The sequence below is a fragment of the Pseudomonas sp. 10C3 genome (genome assembly GCF_036346185.1).
Taxonomy (GTDB): domain Bacteria; phylum Pseudomonadota; class Gammaproteobacteria; order Pseudomonadales; family Pseudomonadaceae; genus Aquipseudomonas.
Genome location: NZ_JASJVE010000165.1, coordinates 1 through 250 on the forward strand (window position 1 = coordinate 1; position 250 = coordinate 250).

A 250-nucleotide genomic window follows, 5' to 3' on the forward strand; every position below is an offset into this window, starting at 1 on the left:
GTCCTGACGAATTTGCCGCGTTGCCGGGGGCCGAGCCTGACGCAGTCATGATCATGACGATGATCGTTGAAAGGGTGGCTGATTCATGGCTGGCGATCCCCGCGACACGCTGGTCTCTGGCTGACGCTCCCGCTGAGGCGATGACCGATCGGTCTGTTGCTGAGGCCACTGCTCCTGATCCTCTCGACGACAGGGAGACGCTGGGGTGGGGGACCGCTCAGTGACGAGGAATTGTGGTCCAGACCTGGTG

At 62.4% G+C, this 250-nt stretch carries 1 protein-coding gene; it reads left to right on the plus strand.

Annotation, left to right across the window (positions count from 1 at the left end; all coding sequences use genetic code 11):
* Positions 1 to 224, plus strand: a 224-nt coding sequence (locus QN399_RS26485; protein ID WP_330201962.1) for a hypothetical protein, incomplete at its 5' end; no start/stop codon positions are given.
* Positions 225 to 250: the final 26 nt, after the last annotated feature.